We start from the raw sequence: 19,597 nt of genomic DNA, 5'->3' as shown, positions 1-19,597 counted from the left end.
CTATCTACCGGAGCGGGTAGGCGGTGTACACAACGAACCCACGCGAGTGCCCCTTCGTGTATCGGAGAACGATCTTGTACTTGTTGCCAGCGGCGACGAGGTCCCCGCTGCTCGTGGCGACGTCGCCGAGCGATCCGCCGGGCTTCCAGTAGCCGACGATCGTCTTGTCCCCGGCCTGGCCCCGGGACGCCCGGCTCACCCACCTGTCGATCTCGGCTGAGCGCTTGTTCAGCTCGGCGTCGATGACTTTCTGCGCCGTCGCCTGGTCGGTCCAGCGACCGACGTCGCCGCCTTCGTCCTGGGCGCGGGCCGTGAGCTGAGCGTCCGACGGGTCGACATGCGCCTCGATGGTGTGGGCGCCGTTCACCCTCTCGTCCTTGAGGAGGTCCCCGCAGTTGTGCACCAGCAGTTGCGCGTCGCCGGCGAGCACGTAGTAGGTACCCACGTCAGCGACCGTGAGGTTGTGCACCGTCGTCCGGACGGTGCGGGTGGACACCGCGACGACCTCGACGGTGTTCCCGTCCGCGGTCCGCAGCGACACGCCGGCGACCAGCGCCTTCGCCGGCACCCAGCGGCCCAGCTGCGGTACCCAGAACGGATGGCCCGCGGTCGCGGAGACGGTCCGCGGCGGCGTGCGGCGCTTGTGGTCGTCGTCGACGGCGATGGCGACGATCTGCTTGCTGCCGGAGCTCGCCCGAAGGGCGGTGACCGGCTTCGGCGCGGTGCCGCCCACGGCCGGCTCGGTGGCGAGCACCGGGTCGCCTACCCGCACGTTCTCGATGGGTGTGGAGCGGCCACCGGTGAGCAGCACCCTGGTGCCGGGCACGAAGCTGCTGGCCGCCTTGCAGCGGTTCTTGAACTGCTCGACGAGGCGCATGACGTCGCGCAGTTTGTCCGACATCTTCGCGCCGGCCGACGCCCAGCCGAGGACCGGCACCATGGAGCCGATCGACAGGAGCCCGCCGACCACGTCCCCGCGGATGAACGATATTGCCGCGTCTATGGCGTCGCACGGCTCGCCCACCACCGGCACCAGCCCGCACGCCATCAGCGCCAACTGGAGGAAGTCGAGGACGATGTCCGGGTTCTCCTCGAGGAACTGCTGGACATCGCTGAGCATCTGGCAGCCGGCCGTCGCCTTGCCCGACGGCGAGGCGCACTTCATCGGGTTGATCAGTGCCTCGGTGAAGCTGAGATACACGTTGAGGCAGGCTTTCGGCATCGTGGCAGCCTCGATCGACAGGCACGACCAGTTGCGGTGCTGCTCCTCCGCCGTCCCGGTGCCGTCGGGGCCGCTGCCCGGGGTCGAGTTGCGGTCCTCCTGCTGCAGGGTCCGGAGGCGGTTGCTGTAGATGTCCATCGCCTCCTTGGCGGCCTGCGCCGCCAGTTGGGCGTCGTTGCTGGCGTCCAGCGCGGCTTGCCGCGCCTCCTGCTTCGCTTGCTGGGCGGCGCGCGCGTCGGCCTGTGCCCGCCGGGCAGCCGCGGTCGCGGTCGCCGCCGAATGGGCGGCCGCGTCGGCGCTGGCCTGGGCGGAGTTGGCCGCGTTCCGGGCGGTCTCGGCCGACTGCGCGGCCTCGTCCGCCGAGCGTTTGGCCGCTACCGCGGACGCCTGCGCGGCGACGGCGTAATCTGCGGCCTGGGCCGCAGAGGCAGCCGCCTGGTCGGCCCACCGCCGGGCCTCGTCCGCGGCGTTCCGGGCCACGGCGGCAACCCGCTTGGCCTCGGCGGCGTCGGCCCGCGCGGTTTCCGCGTACTGCTGGGCCTGCTTGATCAGTGCCCGTACGGCCTCGACGTGGGTCGCCTGTTCGAGGTCTCGCTGCGCGGCGTGGTACCGGCCGGCGGCGAGGAAGTACGAGGCGTAAGAGCCCGGCCCGGCGAGCGCCACCTGCGCGGCGGCCTTCACCTCGGGGCCGCCGGTCGCCATGATCCGGTTGATCTCCAGCCGCTCGTCCGCCGTCCGCGCCGTATATTGGCCGCTGCGCAGGAACTGATGCGCGTCGGCGGGTGTGCCGGCCAGCGCCCGTTCCGCGGCGGCCTTCACGTTGGGGCCGGGGTTCGCGCCCAGGATCGCGTAGATCTTGCGACGGTCCTCACCGACCTTGCCCGTGTACGAGCGGGTGCGCAGGAACGTGGCCACCGTTGCGTTGTCGCTACCCAGCGAGGTCCGCGCTGCGGTCTTCTCCGGGCCGTCGGGCAGCGTGTCCACCAGCCGCCAGACCCGTTCGCGGTCGTCCTCGCCCGCCGCGGCCGCGCGCCCGGTCGCCAGCCAGATCCGCATCTCGAACTCGTCGCCGGCGAGGGCGTCCTCGGCGGCGGCACGCGTCCATTGACCGCCGGTGGTGATCAGCGTCGTCGCGGCCCGGCGGCCCCGGTCGAGGACCACCTCGGTCGGCGCGCCGGCCGCCGCCGCCTCGTCGAGCAGCGTCCGCGTGGCCGCGGGTATCCGGTCGTCCTCGGCGGTGTCCCAGAGCAGCTGGCGGTTCCAGGCGGCGTACTCGCCCGCGTCCTGACCTTCCGCCTGCTCCTCGGCGAGCGCGGCCTGCGCGTTCTTGACACCCTGCTCCGTGTACTCGGCCAGGCGCGTTTCGTCCTCCTGGCGGGCCAACTGTTCCAGCGTCACGGCCTGGTTTGCCGCGGCCACAGCGACGTTGGCCGCCTGCACCGCGGCTTCCGCGTGCTTGGCCGACTCCTCCGCCGCTTTCTCGGCGATGCCGGCCTGTTCGGCGGCGGTCTCCGCTGCGGCTGCAGCGCGTTCGGCGTGGTCGGCCGCCTGGGTGGCGAACGCGAACGCCTCGTCGGACGCCGCGGCCGCGGTCCGGGCGAACGACAGCGCCCGGTCGGCGGCACGCGCGGCGGCACGCGCCTCACGCTGGGCCGCCGCGGCGGCGTCCCTGGCCCGCTGGGCCTGTGCGGCCGACACACCCGCCTGGTGGCTCGCCTCGTCGGCGGCGACCGCGGCGGCGTCGGCGTTGGCTGCGGCGCTGTGTGCGGACTGCGCCGCCGCCTGCGCCTGGGCGATCGCCCGGTCCCGCTCGGCCTTGATCTGCTGGAGTTCGCGTGCCTTGGCCGCCGCGTCCCGGGCCGCCTGCGCCGCCGCCCGCGCGGCCGCGGCCTGGCCGGCGTCGGTACGCGCGTTCGCCGCGGCGCGCTGGGCCTGCGCGGCCGCCTGTGCGGTCAGCGAAGCGGCCGTCGTGGCCCGCCGCGCGCCGTCGGCGGCGACCTGGGCCGCGCGCATCGCCGCGTTCGACGCCGCGATCGCTTCCCGCGCCGCGGCCGCTGCCCCGGCTGCCGCGTCCGCCGCCCGTCCCGCGGCCGCCGACGCCTTCCCCGCCGCGCCGCCGGCCGCTTCGGCCTCGGCCGCCGCAGTCTCGGCCGCCTTCTTCGCCTCCTGTGCCGCGTTGACCGCCCGCGCCGAAGCCTCGGCGGCCGCCAGCGACTCCCTCGCGGTGGTCTCACCGGCCTGCTTCGCCTGCTCGGTGAGGCTCTTGATCGAGGCCAGCTCGGTGTCCCGGGCGCGGGCCACGAACTGCCCGTACACCAGGAACTCGCGGAGCGAGTCGGCGGTGCCGCCGAGCGCCCGCTGGGCGGCCGCGTCGAGGTTGGGCCCGCTGCCGTTGGGCGCGCCGGCAAGCATGCGCGTGACGGCGAGCCGGTCGTCGGCGAGCTCGGCGGTCGCCCGGCCGGTCATCAGAAACTCGGACCAGTCCGCGGCGGTACCGGCCAGGGCCGCGGCGGCCGCCGCCTTGGTGCGCGGGCCGCCGGCCTCCCACACCCGGTGTACGCGGAGCCGCTCGTCCGCCGCCCAGGGCTGCCTCCAGCCCTCCTCGACGAACTGGCGCAGCTGCTCCGGCGGGCCGTCGAGGGCGCGCAGCGCGGCCTCGCGCACCGCGGGACCGTCCATTCCGGCCAGTACCTGCGCGGCGGTCCGGTCGTCGGCCTGCTGCGCCACGATCCGGCCGGAGGCCAGGAAGCCGCGCAGGCCGGCATCGGAGCCGAGCAGGGCGGCCTCCGCCGCCCGGCGGGTCGAGGGGCCGCCGTCCGTGAGCAGGGAGACGGCGAACGCCCGGTCGTCGGCGGGGCCGGCGGCGACAGCGGGTTCCGGCGCCACCAGCAGGCTTCCGGCGAGGACCGCCACCACTGCGGCGGCGACGGCTCGTACCGTGGTCATGCGCATGACGGACTCCAAATCCTGGCGCGGGTCACTGGATCGGGGCTGCGAACCAGCCCTGAAGCTCGACGATGATGTGGACGGTGCCCGACCCGACGTTGCGGATCCGCACCTTGCCGTCCGTGCCGACCTTCACGGTGGCGAGCCCGGACCGGACGCCGCCGGGGCTGGGGTAGTTGGTCAAGGACGTTTCCGGCTCGGTGCCGCCAAACGGCCACGCCCGCAGGTAGCCGCTCTCGGCGTTGTCGACGACCGTGAGGTTGAGCAGCGCGGCCCAGCCCGCTGGCAGTCCGAGCGGGATGTCGACGACGCCGCGGCTGGCGATCGGGGCACCGCCGTTCAGGCGGGTGTCCAGGAGGCGTTTGGCGAGTGCCGTCCGCAGCCCCCAGCCGGTGGCGCTGCTGGCCGTGTGGTAGCCGGTGGCGGTGAGGACGAGGTGGATCGGGGCGCTGCTGCGGTTGGAGAACGTCGCCTTGCCGTCCGTCCCGAGCCGCACCGTCACGGCGTGCGCGGTCTCGCCCGGTACGAAGTCCAGCGCGCTGTGGTTGTTGGCGCCGCCGGTCGGGTACGCACTGAGGAAGCCGCCGACGGTCGCCCCCACGACGACGGCGTCGAGGAACGCGGCGCTGGCACCGGCAGGTATGGGGCTGCCGGCGGCGGCGAGCGTAAACGTGCGGCTGCCCCAGGCGGGGATGGCACCGCCGCTGGTGCGCGTGTCGGCCAAGCGGGTGTGGTCGAGCGGCATGAAGCCGCCGCCACTGCCCCGGGTGTAGTAGCCCTGGACGTCGATCACGATGTGCGACGCGCCGTGGGTGTAGACGGCGAGCTTCCCGTCGGCCCGGAGCGGCACGACCGCCGTGTTCGAGATGATCTCGCCAGGTCGCGCGTTCACCATGGACAGTGCGGGGTCCAGCGGAGTGCCGTCGGGAAACACGGTGAGGAACGTGCTCCAGCCGGGTGCCGGCACCGCGGTGATGTCGACAAGCACCGCGTGGACGCCGGTCGCCGGCACGCCGCCGACCCCGGCGACCGGGAACGTCGTGATGCTCCGTGCCCCCCGGGTGCCGGCTGGGGCGCCAAGGCCTGTTCGGGTGTCGAGCACCTGCGCGCTGGGATTGAGCCGCACGAACGTCTCGCGGAGCGTCTGCCGGATCCACTCCTTCACGTCGTCCACCCGGGTCTGCACGGCGCCACGCCGGGTCTCCGACGCCGCGGCGCCGAGGCAGCCACCCTGCCACGACAGGCTGCTCACCGCGACCAGCTCGACGCCGGTGCTGGTCTGGCGCAGCGCCGGACCGCCCGCGTCGCCCTGGCAGACGGTCGACGACGCACCCGGGTCGCCCGCCACGTCGATGGTGCCGGCCGCGACCGACTGGACCGTGAACGCGCCGGAGTGCGCCCGCTCCGGTGCCCACTCGGTGGCGGTCCGCCCATAACCGGCGACCCGGAGCGCCTCGCCCACCTGGGGGGCGGCCGTACCGATGGGCACCGGCGTCACGTCCGTCACCGGCTTGGCGAGCCGGGCGAGCAGCAGGTCGCGGTCGGGATGCCCCTGGATCTCGACCACCGGCCGGTCGACGGCCGCGCCGACGCTCGCCCGGATGGGCGTGTTGGGCACCCCGCCCGGCACCGGTACCGCCCCGGTGAGGCAGGACTTCACGGTGACAATCCACTCAGGATCGACAAGCGTGCCGGAGCACCCGCGTTTTTCCGGCCCCACGTCGATGCGGGAGACGAACGGGTACGCCGCGCCGGTGTCGGGGGTGCCGTCCGCGATGCCCAGTGCCGGGGCGGCTACCCACCCGCCCGCCACCAGTACGGCACCGGCCAGCAGGGCGGCGGCGAACGTCTTTCTGTCAGTTATGCGCACAGCTGTTTCCCCTCGCAAAACACGACGCCACGACACCGCCGGTACGCCAGCGGCCCGTGCAGGACATCAGAGAGCTCCTTCATTTCGACTTCACGCCGCTGGCAAAGGCGTGGGCGCGGCGGACACTGCGGACCGATGTACAGGTGAGGCGGGCGGTCCCGGGCCGGAGCCGCCCGCCTCGGTCGTGGTCAGTGCGGAGCGGGCGCCGGACCGCCGCGGATCACGCCACGCAGCTGGTCGACGGAGACGGCGTCCCACGGGCCACCAGGTGGCGCCGACCTCGGCGTACGGCGCGGGATCCGTACCCGGTGGGAGGGGCGAGGGGCGCTGCTGGCGGCCAAGGCCGCCGGTTACGGCCACCTCAATATCGACGGGATGCTGGTCGAGACCGACCGGTGTCGCACTCCCGGCCCCACCCCTGGGGTGGATCTGTGGTGGTCGGGCAAGCACGACAACCACGGCGGCAACGTCCAAGTGATCACCGTCCCGGACGGCTGGCCGATCTGGACCTCGGATGTACGGCCCGGCCGCGAGCACGACACCACCGTGCTGCGCGCCGACACCGAGATCCTGCCCACCGTCGCCGACGCCGCCGATGATTTGCGCGCGCTGGGCGACCTGGCCTACGAAGGCGAGTCCGGCACCATCACCGTGGCGTTCAAGAAGCCCAAGCGCGGCCGGCTCACCCTCGTACAACAGCAGCTCAACAAGGCCCACAACAGCGTCCGAGCGATCGGCGAGCGCGGCAACTCGGTGCTGAAAATGACGTTCAAGGCGCTCCGCAATGTCAGCCTCGACCCGTGGCAGATCGGGAAGATCGTCGCCGCGGCACTCGTGATCCTCCACTTCGACCACGCCCGCACCACGTGACCGCGCTCAGTAGTCAACCGTTTGCGCGGAATGGCTCATTGTCCGTTAGTTCCCACCTGATCGCCGACGAGAAACCGAGAAGCGGTCACCGCGCGGGACAGTCATTTTCAGCAGGTGAACGGGTGCTCAGGTGGCTGGTGCCGCCCGTAGGCAGGACAGCTCCCAGTAATCGCGTTCGGTGGCGGGACGGCTCGGGTACCGCAGCCGTCAGGTACACCCGATTGGCCGCCATTATCTGGTCAAGTCATGGGCTGTCGGCCAACGCCGCGAACCTTGCCCGCATCTCCGGATCGGCGCCGGCGCCGCGGGAAGCTGCTCTCATCCATATGTGCGCAGTTCATCAAACCGGCACAGTGGACCGTCAAGGGTCGCGGCAGTAGATCTGCTACCGACCGATGGCTGGACTGTCTGCCGCACCGCTTCGCCGACCGCTGTACCGTGGGTCGGCCCGGAGTCGGTCAGGGCTGGCGGATCGCCTCGCCGGCGATTTCGATGCGCACGTTCTTGCCGACGAGGACGCCCCCGCTGTCGAGAAGTACGTTCCACACCAGCCCGTAATCCTCGCGGTCGATCTCCGCTGTCGCGCTGAACCCGAAGATGTCCTGCCCGTAAGGGTCTCGGCGAGCGCCGCCGAACTCCACTTGGAGGTCGACCGGTCGGGTGATCCCCTTTACTGTCAGTTCCCCGGTGAGCACGAACCGTCCGGTTGTGGACTGTGGTGGGATGTGGCTGGCTTCGCTCCGGCGGCCCAGTCGATTACTCCGCAGGCGAGCCCAGTAGAAGATCGAGTCGTTGTTTCCGTGCCATTTGATCCCTGTGCTGCGGTACTCCAGCGTGGGATACCTCTCCACATCGAGGAAGTCAGGGCTGCTCAGGTGCGCGTCGCGGTCGGGGTTGCCGGTGTTGACGGTCGCTGCGTGGATGGTTGCGCTCACCGAGGATGCCAACGGGTCCTCGGTGATGTCGATCCGGGCGGTCGCCGCGCCGAACTCACCGCGTACGGGACTCACCATCATGTGGCGGGCCAGGAAGCCGATCCGCTTGTGCGCCTGATCGAGAAGATAGGTGCCGGCGGCCGGGATGGTGATGCCATCCCAGGACCGTGTGGCAGGACCGGTCATGGTTGTGTCATCCCCCGAATTGCTCTTGGGTGCTACCAGCGTTCTGCTGCGGTTCCCGGAGTCCGCCGGAATAGTCGGACGTATACCCCTTGGCCAGCATAGGAGGTAGCTCTGCCCGCCTCCTGAACCCAGCCAATGACGACCATGAGTGGCTACCTGGGATGCGTCCCGGTCGTCAGCAGTGCCGCCTTCCGGCCAATCCCCTTTCAGCGAAAGGCTTTTCGCCGTCGGTGGATCCAGCCCAATCGTCGATGGGGATCGAATCGAGGCGACGCCGGAGCGTCATTGGCGCAGGCCGCGAGCGTGAAGATTCTCACCGCCGAGGAGGGGCGGGCAGCGTGACTGCCGGTATGGAGATTGCTTGGCGTGCCCGGCTCGTCGCGTTGCGCGTACTCACTGCGAGGTCGCCACCGGCTCAGGATCGCCCGGCGAGGTCGTTTTCGATCCGCGTCGCGGCGGCCGTCATGGCGGCGACCCAGGTCGGTAGCTGGTGACGGTCGAACCGCGCGGTCGGGATGGCGAGGGAGATCGCCGCCTCGGGCGCTCCAGAGGGCCCACGAACCGCCACGCCGGGTGCCGTCAACCCGGCCTCGGTCAGTTGGTCGTTGATCGCGAAGCCACGCTTGCGGACCAGGGTCAGCTCCCGCCGCAGCTTGGATAGGTCGATCTCGTCCACGTCCTCGTACAGCGCCCGGACGTGGTTCGGCGGGAGCGCGGCGAGGATCGCCTTGCTGCCGGAGGCGAGGTTCGGCACGGCCCGACGCCGCAGGCGCCGATGTCGGCCCAGTGACTCCGCGATCCTCCGGTTTGTGCTCGACGCCGCGGGATGGGAACACAGCGAATGGTCCTGGGAGACGCAGCGGTTCGTAACGGACGTATAGTTCGCGCCATGGCCGACCCCAGTCGCCCCTCCCCGCTAGGCTCACTCATCGGGGTCGATGTCGACGCGACGGCCGAGCGGGTCTATCGGGCGTTGGTCTCCGGCGGACCGGCGCTCGGGCCGGATCTCGCCGGCCTGCTGGGGATCTCGGTCGAGGACATCGAAACGGCGATCGGTGCGTTGCGGCAGGTGTGCCTGGTTGACATGGCCGACGGCGGAGAAATCTCGGCGGTGCCGCCGTCGCTGGCGCTCGAGGGGATGGTCGCGCAGCGCGAGCAGCAGGTCAGGGCCGCCCGAACGGCACTCGACGAGCTCGCGGAGGAGTACCGGAGGGCGCGCGAGGTGCGGCTGTCGAACGGCATCGAGATCGTTCGGGGTCGCAGCGAGATCGGCAGCTGGCTCAATGGCCTGTTGCTGTCCGCCAAGGAGCAGATGCGGATGTTCGCGAAACCACCGTTCGCGGTTTTCGGGATCTCCGAAACTGACACCGAACGCGAGGTCGCCGGCCGTGGTCTGCGGGAGCGGATCATCATCGAGCGGACCGTGCTGGATGAGCCCGCCGCGGAGAAGGACCTGTTCGCCTCCCTGGATCGGGGACAGGAGATCCGCATGGTGCAGTCGTTACCGGCGAAGCTGCTGATCGTCGACGATTCGATTGCGATCGTGCAGCTCGACGAGGGTGGGCACGCGCACTCGGAGATCGCGGTGGTGCGGGCCGGGGGGCTGCTGGACTGTCTGGTGTTCAGCTTCGAGAGCCTGTGGCGGTCGGCCATGCAACTGCGGGAAGCCCTCGGCCGTAGGGTCGACCCGAACTTGGCATCGCCGAAGGATCTCGCCGACCCGGCGGACCGGGAGGTCCTGATGCTGTTGCTGGCCGGGTACACCGATGCTGCGGTCGCTGCCCGACTGGGGATCGGCCTGCGAACCATGCAACGCAGGGTCCGCCGGTTGATGGATCTGGCCGGCGCCGATTCCCGGGTGTTGCTTGGCTGGCACGCGCGGGACCGGGGCTGGCTTTGAACGCCTTCGTCCCGTCGAGCCACCGACTGCGGTGGCTCGACGGGACGAGGTGCCGCAGGGGTCTAGTTGCGCAGACCTGCCGGGATGCTCAGCATCACCGAGCTGGACCAGGCGGCGTTCGGGCCGCCCTCGCCGTAGACCATCAGCTGGTGGCGATCGTTGATGTCGAAGCTGTAGGTCGGCGTGAATCGGTCACCGGCAGAGAGCGGCACCATGCCGGACAGATCCCAGAGCCGTCCCTGCGGGTCCCACATCGCCGACACCGCGACGTCCGGGAAGAGTTCGACAGTTCCGAGGATCCACCCGTCGTCGGTGACTTTCTCGCCCGTCGCGTTGTATCCGTAGTCGGCAAGGCGCCGCATTCCGCCGGCCTTGGTCCAGGCGAACGCGTCGTCACCGCTGGTCCCCACGATGGTCCCGGAGGCGTTCACATCGTTCGCCTGGGCCGAATACTGTCCCGGAAGCGTGCCGAGATCCTGAATAGCACCTGACGTCGCATCCCAGGCGACCGCGTGCGGCAGGTGGTCACCGGTGCGCGAGGCACCGACGATCATTCCGGCATCGTTGATGGCGCGCGGCTGGGTTCCCGTCGGATCCGAGGACAGGTGGGCCAGCTTGCTGAACGTCCCATCCGGCGTCCGCACGAACCCGTCGCTGTAGCTGTGGTTCTTGCCGTCAGCCTCTTTGACGATTGCTTCGGAGAATCCGGTGACCACCGCCTTGTTATTCACGGCGGTCGCGTAGCCGCTGGAATAGGGCCGCCAGTCCGGGACGCCGAGCACGGTGAGCGATCCGTCCTTGGCCCATTGGGCGGGAAGATAATGCAATGCACTGTCTGTCGCGACACCGACGGCGATCTGGCCGTCATTCAGGTCCAGAGCTGCTCCGTACCTGCCCCCGGCGAGATCCAGGTTGGTGAACCCGTCGGCGGCCGTCCAGATGGTCGGGGTCATCCTGGCGTTGTACTGGCGATCTCCCGCGACTACGCCGCTTTCATTGAGAGCCGCGCCGACGAATGGCGGGGCCCACGCGACCAGATCGAGTTTGGGGACATCGACAGCGGCGATCGTGACGTCCGCCGCCCCGATGATCGTGCCGTACTCGTTGGCCACTCGGACCCGGCCGACCATGGGATCCTTGGTCAACTGCCGAGCGCTGACGATCACTGCCCCGTCGACCGGCATCGACTGGCCCGTGGCAACCGTGTACTTCGCGTCGGATTTCGGCGTGATCGTGCCGAGGCCCTTCGAGTACATCTCTTGGTGGTAGTCGAACGTGACGTTGTCTCCGGCCACGGTGACTCCCGCGACCACGATGAAGTACGTACCCGGTTGTGGATCATCGATGACGATGTGCTCGGGGGAGTCCCCGGTCGTGGTGCTCTGGCCCACCGGCCTGCCGTTGAAATAAACATAGAAGTCCAGATCGGCAGCGTCTCTGGGCGTCAGCGTCACGTCGAGCCGGGTCGCCTGGCGCGGAACATAGAGCATGTTGGACGTGATTTCGCCTTGCGAGACCGTCGAGAACAAGTTGCGGACATCGCCGATCTCGCCAGTTGCGACGTGGGCGATCGCGGGGCCGAAGGTGTTCGTCCCCGTCGAGCCGACATTCGTCGGCGAGTTCATCGTCACCTTGTCGACCGTGACGGTCCCCGGATCGAACGACATGCCCTGCAGCGAAACCGTTGCGGTGTACGGGTTCTGTTCGACCGGAGACGTCCTGCGAGACTCGATCACGAACTCCCAGACGCCGGGTTTGGGTCGGTACACCGGTCGTGCGGTGGCGTCGCAGTTCGCCGGGTCGGTGTAGTTGGTGTAGCAGTGGTAACTGGCGTTGGAGTCCGCGGGCATGCCGTCGGGGTCGATGGGCAATGCGCGGACCTGGCTGCCGTCGGCGAGCCCGCCCAGGGTCAGCTGCAGTGCTTCGACGCCCTCGGGGACGGGCACCAGCAGCGAGGTGGTTCCGGTTCGGCCGAGCGTGCCGGAACTGGTGACCGCGTAGTCGGGTTTGGCCAGCGGCTTGGTCGCCAGCACGGTGACGGCGACGAACTGGTCGATGCCGCCCGTCGCCGGGTCATCAATGGTCAGGATCGCGCTATGCACGCCGGAGGTCGTCGCGGTCGCGGTGACCGTGATATCGGCTGCCTTTCCGAGCTGCAGGGGCATTGCCGTGCGGGCGCTGAACGTGCCGTCGTTGCCGATCCAACCGATCCGGTGCACGACGTTCCCGGCGGCACCGCTGGTCCGGGTGACGCTGACCTTGTAGGTCTTCTGCGCACCGGTCACCTGGCCGCCTTCGGTTGGCAGGCAACGGTTGTAGATGCCGACGCCGGTGTTCGGAGTTGCGAGCAGGCCGGACAGCGAACTACAAACGGGAGCCGACACAGTGAGCTCATTGGTGCTGATGCCAGCGCTGAGCTGCTTCCAGGCCGCGACGGTGTCGATGATGCCAGCGCCCTGCGCGGCGGTCGGGACGTCGGGGATCGGGTCGGCGGTGCCGGTCAGGGCGGTCTTCAGCGCCGCCGAGCTGACCGTCAGCGAACGGGCCTTGGCGGCCGATAGCAGCAGTGCCGCCGCTCCGGCGACCTGCGGGGCCGCCATGGAGGTGCCGTTGGCCATGCCGTACCCGGCCGGCAGCGAATACCCGGCCTCGGGGACGGCTTCACCGGACAGCCACATCGGGATCGAGGAGATGGCGGCGCCGGGCGCGGACACCTGCGGCGCCAGCGCCCCGTTCTCAGCGGGGCCGCGGGAGGAGAAGCCGAAGATGCCCTGCTTGGTGGCGACCTTCGACCCGTAGTCGGCCCACCAGGTGTCGGAGCTGACGGACGCGGCGACCGAGATGGCCTTGCCCGCCACGGACGGCGAGCTGACGGTGTTGGTGCCGAGGCCGTCGTTGCCGGCGGCGATGATGATCTGCACGCCGTAGCTGTCGATCAGCTCGTCGTAGAGCGCGGCGATCACGTCGGAGCCGTCGTTCAACGCGGGAAGCCCACCGATGGACAGGTTGACGACGTCGACATGCCGATTGGTGACCAGGTCGATCATGCCCTCGGTCAGTGCCGCCTGGGTGCAGCCACCGCCCCACGTGCAGGCGCGGGCGGACACGATCTGCGCGCCCGGTGCGGCGCCGTGCATCTGGCCGCCAAACATCGACGTGCCCGCGATGATCCCCGCCACATGGGTGGCGTGCGAGGCGACCGGCAACCCGATAGACACGTAGTTCGCGGTCTTGCCGACGTTGCTGCCGCCGAGCGGGGAGAGATCGACGTTGTCGCGGTACTCGACGACGAACGGGATGCGCTCGTTCTGCAGTGTTGCGGGGTCGTCACTGCCGAAGTGGCCGACGTGGCGATCGACCGCGAACGGGGCCATCGGTGCCTCGTCGGTGAGGTCCTGGTTGTTGTTGCCGTCGACCCAGATCCTGTGGGTGGTCGGGTCGTACAGAACCCCGTGGAAGTCCAGGGTGTCGCCGTCCCGGTTGAGGTCGCCCTCGAAGTCGCTCCCGGCCGTCGCGCCCTCGTAGAACACGCCGAATTGGAACGTGCCCTCCGGGATCGTCCAGGTCTTGCCCAGGTAGCTGAACTTCGGACCCGTCTTGGTGGTGGACATCCGCACCCAGCTGCCGTCGCGGTCGGTGACCGGATCGGTCTCGGTTACCCAATCGACAATCTTGGGCTTGCCGTCGCTGGTCGTCTGTAGCGCGGGATGCTCGACGTCGACGCCGGTGTCCAGCACGCCGACGACCGTGCCGCGTCCGTCCCAGGCCGGGTTGTCCTTGACGAAGGCCTCGGCGCCGGTCTCGTTGATCGGCAGGTACGGGTTGTCGGCGGGCGTGTTCGCGCCGGGCGCGGTCGGCCCCGCGGCCTTCGTTGCCGCCGTCCTCGCACCCGCGGCGCCCAGATCCGGGCCCGGGATCTTGTACGTCCGGTCCAGGTCGATCGCCGCGACCGACCGAAGGCCGGCCAAGGTGGTCACGCGGCCGGTCGGGACGGTCGCCCGGACGTAGCCGACCTTTCCGGTCACCGACCCGACGGTCCCGCCGGCCTTCTTCACCGCGGCGACGACGTCCTCGGTCGCGCCCTTCCGGGCCAGCATCAACACCGTGACAGACTTCTTCTTCGACGCCTGCGCCTGCTGCAGCAGCCTGGTGTCGGCGTTGCCGAGCTTCTCGGCCGCAGTATCCGACAGCGAATCGTCGGTCAGCGGCTGGAACCCGTCGGTCTTCCCCGCCCTGTAGATCGAATCCGGGTTGTCGCGTCCGGCCCGGTCGTCGAGCCCAGCAAGGGGCGACCGACCCGGACCCTGTGGCCCGTCGGGATCAGCGGGTTCGAGCTTGCTCGCGCCAGCACTCTCGGAGCCAGTCGGGCTGCTCGGGGCGGCGGCCGCGGCCGCAGGCGCAATCAGCGCCGCGGCGATCACCACGGCCGACGCCGCGGCAACCACACCTGTTCGTCGTTTCATCGTGCTCCTAACCAAGGGGTGAAACATCACCGCGCGGCCAAGCCCGCAGACACGAGAACACCTGAGCCGCCTGGCCAATCTCGCAGTTGGGCCGGGGCAGGATCAACGGACCGAGTGGGGCGGATGCCGGCCATGGCTGAATACCGCCACACTCGGCGCAGACCCGCCATTGCCGCCGGGCTCGGACGCGCGGTGACGCGCGGTCCGAGCCCGGCGGCATACGAACCCCTGAGTGGCGGTTAGCTACCGACGATCGGGGCAGAGTGGCCAGCTGTCCTACTGCAGCCGCACCGTCACCGTGTGCACGGCCCCATCGCCCAGGTCGATCCGGACCCGGTAGTCGCCCGCGGCGAACCCCTTCGTGCTCCAGTTGTACGCGTACAGGCCACTGGTCTCGGCCAGACGCATGAGGTTGGCATCGTTGCCGGATGCTGAGGTTGCCGGCGTCTCCGGACCCACCTGCCCATCGGTGACGGGTGCGATGAAGACGCGCGGGGCGGCGTCCAACACGGGCTTGCCGGCGGCATCGGTCAGGACGAACTTCACCGGGATCACCCGGCCGGCGTTGAACGGGGCGCTTGTGTCGCTCAGCGGGCCCTCGAGGTCGCCGAGCACGTACTCGACCCGGTAGCTGATCGTCACTGTTGCCGTGTTTCCGGCACGGTCGGTGGCGCTGAAGCGAACGGTGTGCAGTCCTGGCGTCGTGGTGTCGAGCTGTTCGCCACTGGCCACGTCCCCTCCGGACTCGGCGACGCCGGAGGTCGCGTCACTGGCGCTCCACGTCACCGGCACGGCCTGGTTCAGCTTCACTACCTGACCGTCGGTGATGCCGTTCACCGCGATGACCGGTGCCGTCCGGTCCACGACGAACGCCATCGACGACTCCGATCGGTTTCCCGCCTTGTCAACCGCGACGACCTTGAACTCGTAGTTGCCGTCCGCCTCAATTGGGCGACCGTCGTAGGGGCGTCCGTTCAGCGTCACCGTGGTGGTGTCGGCGTGGGCATCGGTCACCTTCACCACCGGGGTCACCGGCTGGTTGTAGACCCCTTGGTCAGCGACGCCGGACACGGTGACCACGGGCGCGTCGATGTCCTTGACGAGGCTGTACTGGTCGATGATCGACTCATCGGCCCGCTTCGCGGTCAGCGACAGCTTGCCTCCTGTGACCTCGACGGTGAGGTACATGGCGAACTGGCCGTCGTCCATCACTGCGAAGGTGCCGTCATTTTCGGCCGAGTAGTGCTTGGGCCCGGTCGTCCCGGTCACCACGTACACGGTGCCGCCGTCGGTCTTCACGCCCGCCTTCAGCGGGTCGGTCCGGCCGTAGGCGTGGTCGTGCCCGGAGAAGACCAGGTCGATACCCAGCTCGTCGGCGGCCTTCGGCAGGTCCTTGCGGAACAGGTCGGAGTCGTCCGGGTTGGTCGCGTACGGCGGCTGGTGGGTGACCACGACCTTCCACAGCTTGTCGGAGGCGGTCATGTCCTGCTTCAGCCAGTCCAGCTCGGCCTTCAGCGTCGCCGCGTCGTCGGTCCAGCCGATCACCGCGACGTGCATGTTCTGGTAGTCCATCGAGTAGGTGCCGTCCGGGTTCACCTTCGACCCGTTGTTGGGCTGCCCGAAGATGCGTACAGCCTTGGACCCGTCGTCGCCCATGTACTCGTGGTTGCCCAGTACCCGGACCATGTCGGTGGACCCGATCTTCTCGTGGTCGCTGAGCATGCCTGCGATGGCGTCCATCTGGGCGAACTTGCCGGCGTCATCGGTGAAGTCACCCACGTGCATCGTGAAGTCCGGCAGCTTCGCCTGCCCCTCGATCGAGGTCAGGATCTTGTCGAACTCGGCCAGGCCGGCGCGGTCCGGCGACTGGGTGTCGCCGAACACGTTGAAGGTGAAGTCCGTTGCGTCGCTGGACGTGGAGAACTCGCGCACGCCCGACCAGCTGGCGCCGTCGCCGACCCGGTACACGTAGTGGGTCCCGGCGGCCAGCTTGGTGGCCGTGGCCGAGTTGGAGCGCACGACGCCGTTCTGGGCGATGTCCTCGTAGCCGGCGTAGGTCAGCTCCTTGGCGGTGCCGTCGAAGCTGGTGAACGCGGCCTCGCCGCCGGCCTGGTAGGCGGCCTTCGTGGCGACCTGCAGCACCGCGGCGTCCGTGGAGGTCAGCGGGTTCGACATCCAGGTGATGGTCTTGGTGGTCGCCGGGTCGGCGCTCGCACCGGCCATGATGTTGCTCGGCGCCTGCTGCTTCAGGGGCGTGAACGACTGCGTGCTGATCGCAAATGACCTGCCCTGCTCGGTCTGGGCGAACAGGTCGTACTTCTTCACCATGTCGGTCAGCTGCGCCGAGGTCAGCACGCCGTCAGCACCCGTGACGCCCAGCTTGGTCGCCCTGCCAGCCACCAGCATCGTCACCGTGGCACCGGCAACCGGCTTGCCGGCGGCATCGGTCACGGTCACCTTCCCCGGCCGTCCGACCACGGTGCTGTTTGCTGCCAGCTTCAACGCTGCCACGACATCGACCGACGCCGGCCGCGCCGAGAAGGTGGGGGCGAACTTCGACGGCCTGTCGCTGGCATAGCCGATTCTCGAACTCGTGACTTCCCAGCCCAGCTTGGTCCCGGGTGCCACGCCGCCGGCCACCGACACGTTGACGGTCGCCAGCGTCGCGGGCCCAGCCGCGGCATTCGAATTCACCACATGCAAGGTGAGGACACCGGTGCCAGCGTCATAGGCCCAGGTGCTGCCCGACGCCGACGCGGCGAAGTCGACCCCCGTCACCGGGAAGTCCTTGCCGATCCGGATCTTCGTGTCGACGCCGGTGACATCGGCGGCGTCGGTGGTGGTGAGGTGGAGCCGGTAGGTCCCGCCGAGGTTCGCGACGGCGTCCGGGGAGGACAGCCTGACCGAGGTGCCCGAACCGGTCTTCACCGTGAAGTACCCGGTCTTGAGGGTTTCGTTGCCGAAGTTGTCCTGGACGCTGGCGTCGACCCGGTGGATACCGTCGGCGAAGCTCAGGTGCGACAAGGCGACGGTGTTGAGGCCCTTGTTGAGCGCATAGACGCCCTCGGCGTTGGTGTACTCGGTGCCATCGACCCACATCCGCACCCGGTCGTAGTTGATCCCGGTGGCGTACTTGTCGGTGGTGTTCTCGGCGAATGACGTCGAGATCTCCACCTGCGAGTTTGTGAAGGTCTTGCCGTCGATGTTGAGGGCGTGCACGGTCGGCGGGAACATGTCGTCAACGGACGCGCCGTAGGTGACCCGCACGTTGTCGATCGCCACGAACCCCTTTCGCAGCGGGTTGCCGCCCGGCATCCCCGACTTCAGCGACATGATGCGGAACATCTGGTTGGGGAAGGTGGTGAACGGGCCGACCAGGCCGTCGGGGATCTCCGCCTCGACGTACTTCCAGCCCAGCCAGTCGATGCCCTCGGTCTGGGTGGTGAAGTTGATCGGCTGGAACTGGCCCTTGGCGTCGTAGATGTAGCAGCGCAGCCAGTAACTCTGGGCCTCGGGTGTTCCGTACACCCAGGCGCCGATCGCCTTCGGGCGGCCCGGGATGGGCTTGCTGGACTCGGGCCCGGCGTAGGCGCCGAGGGTGGCATTCAGCTGGCCCTTGGTGAAGTCGAAATTCACCTGTAGCGCATGGTCGCCGAACCGGGTCAGGTCATCTGGGTAGGTGTTCCAGTGCAGCTGGCTGACCTCGCCGCGTCCTGCCGTGCCGGCCTTCCAGTCGCCGATGCCGTCCTCGAAGTCGTACAGCACGACGGGCAGCTGGCCCAGCAACACGTGGACCGACGAGCGCACGTCGCTCCCGGTGAGGGTCGCGGTGACCTGGGTGTCGAAGCTGCCCGACGACGCAGCGTGGAAGACGTTCGCGTCATCCATCGTGCCCATCCCGTCAGGGATACCGCCCCAGGTGATGTCGCCGGGCTTGAGCCGCACGTCACGGCCCCGGTAGCGGGCGGTCAGCCCGAACGGCTTGACCGCGCCGTAGTCGAGGCTGATCTCTTTCTGCTCGAAGGCGAGCGTGTCCGGCAGTGTCACCTCGACCCAGGCCGAGCCGACCTGCTTTCCGCTGTGGGACAGGATTGCCTGCGTCTGGCCCTGCTTGCCGGTCGAGGTGAACAGCCCGTTGGCGTCGATTGTGCCGAACGTGGGATCCGCGAGGCTCCAGGTCAGCCCGGATGCCGGCACGGGCGCAGAGGCACCGGTGGCGTCCTGTCCCTTGGCCGAGAACTGCACGGTCGAGTGCGGCGTGACGGTCATCCCGTTGGGGGCGACAGCGGCAGCTGCGAACTCGTGGGTCGCCGGCGCGGAGGAGACCAGTAGGAACCCGTTGGCGACCGGGCGTTCCTCGCCGTCGGAGGGGCGGTTGACCACCTGGACGGTGTCGGTGCCCGGCGTCCTGGTGGTGAAGGTCGCGCTGCCGCCACTGTCGAGGTGGATCGCGTTGTAGGCGCCCAGGGACAGCATGTAGTCGGCGAAGTCCGACATGGTCAGGCCGCGGCTGAAACCGGTCTGGCGGCCGTCGATCTCGGCGAAGAAGATGGTGCCATCGCGCCTGACGCCGATGCCGATACGCGGGTCGAGGTTGTTGGGGGCGCCCTTGGTGGCGATCTGGTTCTCGTCGCGGGCACCGTTCTTGATGACCTGCGCGTCACCGGACAGTGCCTGTTGCAGGTCGTTCTTGACCTGGTTGAACAGGGCGCGGTCACCCATCAGGTAGCTGCCGTCCTTCTTCATGCCGAAGAAGAACCAGTTGGCGGCCATGTCGCCCTTGAGGACGGTGCCGTCCTTCACGACCACACCCAGTGGGTAGCCGTCAGACATGTTGTAGTAGTCGGCGTTGATCGCGGCGATGACCTGGTGGCCGGGACGCGTGGCCGCCGCAGCCTGCTTGCTCATCGGCTGCATGCCGTACCAAGGAGTGCCCTTCCCGTCGTTGGGCAGGCCAGCCTCGATGGTCAGCTCAGGGCGTTTCGGCATGTCGATGTCCAGGACGTGGGACTCCATCCGCTGACCGTCCCGGTCGTTGAAGATGTAGTCGCTCTGCACCACGCCTGGCGCGATCTGCTGGGTGTTCTGGTTGATCGGGGTCGCAGTGATCGGCGAGGTGGGGCTGAAGCCTCCCATCGCGGACGCCGACTGCGCATTGCCCAACAGCAGGGCAGACGCCGCCACAGCCGTCAGGATCGCTTGACT

Annotated in this window: 7 protein-coding genes and 1 pseudogene; 2 read left to right on the top strand and 6 right to left on the bottom strand. The window is 69.3% G+C overall.

Annotated features, from left to right (window positions below; genetic code table 11):
- Window positions 1-4 precede the first annotated feature (4 nt).
- A complete protein-coding gene (locus ACGF4F_RS04970; protein WP_393074945.1) occupies window positions 5-4,174 on the bottom strand; it encodes an RNase A-like domain-containing protein in 4,170 nt (1,389 codons plus the stop codon).
- A gap of 25 nt (window positions 4,175-4,199) precedes the next feature.
- On the bottom strand, window positions 4,200-6,038 hold the full coding sequence (locus ACGF4F_RS04965; protein ID WP_393074942.1) for a S1 family peptidase: 1,839 nt from the start codon (window positions 6,036-6,038) through the stop codon (window positions 4,200-4,202).
- 318 nt (window positions 6,039-6,356) lie between these two features.
- Between ACGF4F_RS04965 and ACGF4F_RS04960 the strand changes: the two are divergent.
- Window positions 6,357-6,908: pseudogene (locus ACGF4F_RS04960) on the top strand (transposase family protein); the annotation flags it as partial.
- Window positions 6,909-7,366: 458 nt separating this feature from the next.
- On the opposite strand, the gene ACGF4F_RS04955 reads toward ACGF4F_RS04960, so the two are convergent.
- Window positions 7,367-8,029: a YceI family protein gene (locus ACGF4F_RS04955; protein ID WP_393074939.1), complete on the bottom strand. Its 663-nt coding sequence runs from the start codon at window positions 8,027-8,029 to the stop codon at window positions 7,367-7,369.
- A gap of 415 nt (window positions 8,030-8,444) precedes the next feature.
- Entirely contained in the window at window positions 8,445-8,783 is a 339-nt protein-coding gene (locus tag ACGF4F_RS04950) for an IclR family transcriptional regulator C-terminal domain-containing protein (RefSeq protein WP_393074936.1), read from the bottom strand.
- Between the two features lie 135 nt (window positions 8,784-8,918).
- On the opposite strand from ACGF4F_RS04950, the gene ACGF4F_RS04945 reads away from it, so the two are divergent.
- Entirely contained in the window at window positions 8,919-9,929 is a 1,011-nt protein-coding gene (locus ACGF4F_RS04945) for a hypothetical protein (protein ID WP_393074933.1), read from the top strand.
- 62 nt (window positions 9,930-9,991) lie between these two features.
- Here ACGF4F_RS04945 and ACGF4F_RS04940 read toward each other — a convergent pair whose 3' ends face one another.
- Complete coding sequence (locus tag ACGF4F_RS04940; protein ID WP_393074930.1) at window positions 9,992-14,392, bottom strand: S8 family serine peptidase; 4,401 nt, start codon at window positions 14,390-14,392, stop codon at window positions 9,992-9,994.
- A gap of 276 nt (window positions 14,393-14,668) precedes the next feature.
- On the bottom strand, window positions 14,669-19,576 hold the full coding sequence (locus tag ACGF4F_RS04935; RefSeq protein ID WP_393074927.1) for a phosphodiester glycosidase family protein: 4,908 nt from the start codon (window positions 19,574-19,576) through the stop codon (window positions 14,669-14,671).
- Window positions 19,577-19,597 lie beyond the last annotated feature (21 nt).

This window comes from Micromonospora sp. NPDC047740 (genome assembly GCF_043204735.1).
Lineage (GTDB): Bacteria > Actinomycetota > Actinomycetes > Mycobacteriales > Micromonosporaceae > Micromonospora.
This window is presented reverse-complemented; position numbering and strand designations above follow the sequence as displayed.

Coding starts and splice junctions, on each gene's coding strand:
- ACGF4F_RS04945 (WP_393074933.1), top strand. CDS start 8,919: ATGGCCGACCCCAGTCGCCCCTCCCCGCTAGGCTCACTCATCGGGGTC.
- ACGF4F_RS04940 (WP_393074930.1), bottom strand. CDS start 14,392: ATGAAACGACGAACAGGTGTGGTTGCCGCGGCGTCGGCCGTGGTGATC.
- ACGF4F_RS04970 (WP_393074945.1), bottom strand. CDS start 4,174: ATGCGCATGACCACGGTACGAGCCGTCGCCGCCGCAGTGGTGGCGGTC.
- ACGF4F_RS04955 (WP_393074939.1), bottom strand. CDS start 8,029: ATGACCGGTCCTGCCACACGGTCCTGGGATGGCATCACCATCCCGGCC.